We start from the raw sequence: 5,039 nt of genomic DNA on the forward strand, positions 1-5,039 counted from the left end.
CCCCGTCCGCCCCGGGGGGGGGGCGCGCCGCCCCCAAATAACTGTTTTAGAAACAACGCTGACTCCTTGTCTATAAGCAAACGGAGTGAATTATGTCCTAAAAATGATTAAAGTTGCGAAAAATTACATATTGTAATACAGAGATCTAACCTTAGTTTTTATCGCGTTTAGTTTGTTTATGTTTGGTCGCGCCGCGCCTATTCGTCGCCGCCCGTCATTGCGCAACGTAAACTTTTAGCGATCTTGCGGCGCTTTTAAATATCGCGACAGTCCGCCCGCTAAAGCATAAATCTTTTTAATGTTAGGCTCTTAGCTTGGCGCAATAATCTGAAAAAATTTTAACTAAGAAAGCGCTATATGGCTATAACGCCGACGCTAAGTTGTTATTCGCGTAACATTCGTTGGAATAGGTCGCTTGTTTTTTGTATTTGTTTGCAAAAATCGGCTTATAGCGATCTGTATATGGTGGGCGCGTAGGGACTCGAACCCTAGACCCGCTGATTAAGAGTCAGCTGCTCTACCAACTGAGCTACGCGCCCGCGATTTTAGGCGGGATCGAAACGAAAGGCGAGATTATAGCGCCTTTTATTTGCTAGCCGAAACCTAAGCGCGATCCGCTACGCCGTCGCAACTTTCGCACGCGCCTTGTATCTCTACGCAACCGCCGCGCAAAGAAAATCCGAGCTTGCTTAGCCTCTCCTCAATCGCGTCGATCAACGTTTCGTCGCTGATCTCTTTCGTCTTGCCGCACTCCGAGCATACAAACATCGCCAAACTATGCTTTGATCGCGGATCGACGCACGAGGCGTAAGCGTTAAGGGCGTTAATTCTATGCGCTAGTCCTTGCTCAAGCAAAAATTCCAGCACGCGGTAGATCGTCGCGGGCGTTACGCGCTTGCCTTCGTCGCGCATCAAATCGATAATCTCATAGGCTTTAAGCGGAGTTTTGGCGTTAATCAAAACCTCTAATATGCCGCGCCTTAACCCCGTCAGCCTCGCTCCGCGATCGGCGCATAACGTTTCGGCGATACGCAGACGGCTTTCTAGGTTCATGTTTCGCCCCGCCTATTGAATATACAGTTCAACTTTATCGGCGATCATGGCGTAACCAGAAGTTCCCATACTGCCAGAATCGCTTGTTTCAAGCCGAATCACGCCGTATATCCACACCGTATCCATAGTAACGACGTCTTTAAGCGGCTTTTTCGGTTTAACGTGGATTATCTGATTTGGCGGCGGCGGCGGAACGTGAATGCACGCGCCGAAATACGGCACCAGAAGAAACTCGGCGAGTTTCTCGTCCTCCTCCCAATCCAAAGGCGCGACGTAACCGGGCAATTTTATGCGCATACCGTCTATTTTTGGATTAACGGGGGATTTTTCCCACTCTTTCATAAAAATTTCCATCACTCTCGCCACGCGCGGATCGTCGTCGGATAGTTCGTCTATGTTTAAGGTATTAAAAATTCTTTCGGGATGCCAATCTTCCGGAACGAGATCGTCCCACGTCAGCTCCTTATACGCGATCGCGTCCTTGGCGAGCGCCGTTTGAAAGCAGATCGCGCAGAGCGCAAAAATAACGCCGATAAAAAGACGCATACCAGTTACCTCCGAGAGCAATTATATACCAAAAATTACGCGGCGATCGAAAGCCCGTCGGATAGGCTTATGCGATAGGCTTTGATCGCGGGGATCAATCCCGCGCAAAATCCCGCGACTAAGATCGCAGCCGTTAACATAAGTTCGCTCGCGCTCGGCGCGGATAGATAAAGCGCGACGCCGTAGCTATTGGCTAAAATCGGGCTGAAAATCGCTATTAGCGCCGTCAACGCGCCGCCGCCGCAGATGATGCCGATCAGAGTCAATAAAAGCGCCTCGAAGGCGAGCAAAGCGACAATATCAAAGGGTCTAGCGCCCGCCGATCGCAATACGGCTAACTCCAATCTGCGCTCGTTTAATCCCGCCAAAATAGCCGAAATCAGTCCCGCCAGCCCCGTTATCGTAACCATAACGGACACGAACATTAGCGCGTTTTCGAGCGCGGAACTCATACGCCAGATTTTATCCATCGCCACGCCCGGCATAACGCCGATCAACGGCTCTATTTTCCACGCGCCTATATCGCGCTGCAGCGCAAAGACTCCGGCGCGTTTTTTAAGCCCCACAAGCAGCGCCGTTATGTTCTTTGGCTCTAGGTTAAACTTTCTAGCCTGTTCGGGCGAGACGTTAAATCCCTGAATCGGCGCGCCGCCTTGCCAATCGATATGCAGCGCCTCCATCGCCTCTAGCGAAATATAGAGCGAGCGATCAAGCGTCGTTCCGGTGGGAGCGAGTATGCCCGCGATCCTAAAAGGCTTGTCGTTATGTTCGGCTAATTTGGTTTGGCTCTCGCCATGACTCAATACTATTTGATCGCCGATCTTGTATTTAAGACGTTTCGCCGTTTCCGCGCCCAACACCGCGTCGAACAGATCGGCAAACGCCGCGCCGTCGGCAAACGCTATATTGCGATCGCCGCGAAACTTGTAGCGCTCAAAAAAATTTAAATTAGTCGCGACGACGGGATAACCCCTATGCGAATCGCCCAGCGAAACGGGAATCGTCCACGCCACGTCCGATCTAGCGGCGATCGCTTCGGCGCTTTGCCAACTCATATTGTTTGTCGCCGATCCTATGTGAAACGCCGCGTAAAGCATAAGCTGAATATCGCCGCCTCTGGAGCCGACGATCAGATCCGTTCCGGAGATAGTCTGAACAAAACTCTCTTTTACCTGCGTTCGGATTCGCTCCACGCCAAGCAACAACGCGGTCGAAAGCGCTATGGAGAACGCGACGAGCGACAGCGTGCCGCGTCTATTCCATGCGCTTTTGGCGGCGAGCGTTAAAAGATACCCCAATCTCATTTGCGCTCCTCGCGCGCGTTAACGCGGTTTAACGCCTCGAATCGCTCGGCGCGATCAAACGAGTTAGCCAACGTCCGATCGTGGCTGACAAACAGTAGGCTCGCGCCGCCGTCCGCGCACGCCTGCAGCAGCAGGCGCAAGAAATACTCGCGCCTGTTTTCGTCTAGCGAAGAGGTGGGTTCGTCCGCGATTAGCAGAGGCGGGCTTCCTATCAAAGCTCTCGCGGCGGCGACGCGCTGACGCTGCCCGACCGAGAGGCGCGAAACCGGTTTATTCCACAAAGAGGGCGAAAGATCCAAGCGCTCCAAAAGCTCTTTAGCCGCTTTGATCTCGTCTCCGAATCGCTTTGCGGCGCGATCGCGGCGAACGCGCGACAGGCGGCACGGAATCAGCGCGTTTTCAACAATGGAAAGATATGAGATCAGGTTAAAACTCTGGAAAATATAGCCGATTTGATCGCCTCGAAAACAATCCCGCTTCGCGCCGCTTAGCGCGTCTATACGCGCGCCCGCGACGACAATCTCGCCCTCTTGCGGCGTCAAAACGCCCGCGATCAGGCTTAATAACGTGCTTTTTCCGCAACCGCTCGGTCCGGAGATGAATACGCGCTCGCCGCGTTTAAGCGTGAAAGACGGAATATCCAAAATCGTCTCCGCGTTTTTTGATCGGCTAAATTTCACGCTCTTTAAACAAACGGCGTATGCCTCGTCCTCTTGCGGCTGTTCTCGTTTTTTCTCTTGCGACGACATTTTGACCTCCTTAAAAAAACAATTGCCCCCGCTTACGTTCGCCTAGAGTTTAACCGTTGTTTGCTCGCCGCCGCCGTTTGTCCGGATTTACCGACAAACGACTATGGACGCAAGCGCGTTTTATCGCAAAACGGCTTACGGCGATGGCGAAAGCGCGCCGCGTCGATAAACTTCGCGATTCGTCGCAAATGGCGACGCTCTTGGACCCCGCGCCGAACATGACCGCGTTTAGCGACGGCGTTTGCCGTCGCTACGCTTATTGCGCGATGTTAATAGCGGCGTTCTTAGCGCTGAGTTCCGCCGCGTTTTGGGTTTTGGCGGTTACGATTTGAGCCTCTATCTCGTTTAGTTTTGGAAACGCCTTAAACAGATTAACGTCAATCTTGCTTAACGCTTTAGGGTTCCGGCAAACAAAATTAAACTCCGCGTCTAGATCGGCGTGTTCTTCGTGATCGTCATGATCTCCATCATGATGATCGGCATGCTCCTCATGATCGCCGTCGTGGCGATGATCATCGCGTTCGCGCTTGCCGTCGTTTGTTTCGCCAAGCAATTCGGCGCTCAAGACTTCCGATTCAAGCTCTACGGATACGAGTTTGCATTCGGCTTTGGGTGAAAACGCAAATAGCGCGTCGGCTTTTCGCAATTTCGCCGCCATATCTTTGACCGCCTGTTCCTCTTTGGCGCCGTTGGGCGCGCGTTCAAAACCAAGAACGCTATCCAGAGGCGTTTCCAGCTCGATTACCACCTCTTTACCATCTACGCTCACGTTCATTTTTGCCGCGCCGTGTTCGTGCGCGCTTGCCGCGTAAACGCTCGTCGCGACCAACGCGGCGGACAAAGCCGAAATTAGCCTTTTAGACATTTTCTCTCTCCGATGTGTGAATTAAAAGCAAAGCGCAATAATATATCATTGCAAATTAAATATCGCCCAAGATTACGCCCCGTTTAAAGCCGCCTAATTTTCTCGCGTAATACGCTGAAAGTCAAAGCGCGTTATACCGCGTCTTTCTCGTTATACCGCGCGGAGCAAGCGCGAGCGCTTCGTAATCAAAGGCGGGTATCCATCTCTCTCTGTCATACCCGTGAAAACGGGTATCCAAATACGCCGAAGGCGCGCAAAAAAGAGATGGATTCTCGCAATCCTGCGCGCCTTGCGCTCCTACCAAAGCGGGCGCTTCGCGGGAATGATAGGGGGCACGGAAACGACGGAACTCCCGCGATCTAAAACGAGCGGCGGCGTTAAGCCGCCGAAGCGCTACAAATAGAACGACAAGTCAGAGGGCGGCTTATCGTCGGCGTTCCAAAAAAAACGGCGGCGTTACGAATAAAAAGAGGGCGCGGGATAGTCGCCGTTTAACGCGTGATCGCCGATCGCTACTAGCTT

General features: G+C 52.5%; 5 protein-coding genes and 1 tRNA gene. All 6 read right to left on the reverse strand.

Annotation, left to right across the window (positions count from 1 at the left end; genetic code table 11):
* Nucleotides 1-463: 463 nt before the first annotated feature.
* The 6 genes from LBF86_07940 to LBF86_07965 all read right to left on the reverse strand — a co-directional run bounded on the left by LBF86_07940 (nt 464) and on the right by LBF86_07965 (nt 4,517).
* Nucleotides 464-539 (reverse strand) — tRNA-Lys (locus tag LBF86_07940).
* Nucleotides 540-603: 64 nt separating this feature from the next.
* Complete coding sequence (locus LBF86_07945) at nt 604-1,053, reverse strand: transcriptional repressor (protein MDR0665432.1); 450 nt, start codon at nt 1,051-1,053, stop codon at nt 604-606.
* Between the two features lie 12 nt (nt 1,054-1,065).
* Nucleotides 1,066-1,599, reverse strand: coding sequence for a DUF3299 domain-containing protein (locus tag LBF86_07950; protein MDR0665433.1), 534 nt, complete (start codon nt 1,597-1,599; stop codon nt 1,066-1,068).
* 35 nt (nt 1,600-1,634) lie between these two features.
* Nucleotides 1,635-2,903 (reverse strand): ABC transporter permease, encoded by a 1,269-nt coding sequence (locus LBF86_07955; GenBank protein MDR0665434.1) that lies wholly within the window; start codon nt 2,901-2,903, stop codon nt 1,635-1,637.
* Nucleotides 2,900-3,652 (reverse strand): ABC transporter ATP-binding protein, encoded by a 753-nt coding sequence (locus LBF86_07960; GenBank protein ID MDR0665435.1) that lies wholly within the window; start codon nt 3,650-3,652, stop codon nt 2,900-2,902. Before LBF86_07960 ends, LBF86_07955 begins: the two co-directional genes overlap by 4 nt.
* 256 nt (nt 3,653-3,908) lie before the next feature.
* On the reverse strand, nt 3,909-4,517 hold the full coding sequence (locus tag LBF86_07965) for a DUF2796 domain-containing protein (protein MDR0665436.1): 609 nt from the start codon (nt 4,515-4,517) through the stop codon (nt 3,909-3,911).
* Between the last annotated feature and the right edge of the window lie 522 nt (nt 4,518-5,039).

The sequence above is a fragment of the Helicobacteraceae bacterium genome, from assembly GCA_031258155.1.
Classification (GTDB): Bacteria; Campylobacterota; Campylobacteria; order Campylobacterales; family SZUA-545; genus JAIRNH01.

What these genes read in the sequence shown, in the direction of transcription:
- LBF86_07945 (MDR0665432.1), bottom strand. Translation starts at nt 1,053, where the DNA reads ATGAACCTAGAAAGCCGTCTGCGTATCGCCGAAACGTTATGCGCCGAT.
- LBF86_07950 (MDR0665433.1), bottom strand. Translation starts at nt 1,599, where the DNA reads ATGCGTCTTTTTATCGGCGTTATTTTTGCGCTCTGCGCGATCTGCTTT.
- LBF86_07955 (MDR0665434.1), bottom strand. Translation starts at nt 2,903, where the DNA reads ATGAGATTGGGGTATCTTTTAACGCTCGCCGCCAAAAGCGCATGGAAT.
- LBF86_07960 (MDR0665435.1), bottom strand. Translation starts at nt 3,652, where the DNA reads ATGTCGTCGCAAGAGAAAAAACGAGAACAGCCGCAAGAGGACGAGGCA.
- LBF86_07965 (MDR0665436.1), bottom strand. Translation starts at nt 4,517, where the DNA reads ATGTCTAAAAGGCTAATTTCGGCTTTGTCCGCCGCGTTGGTCGCGACG.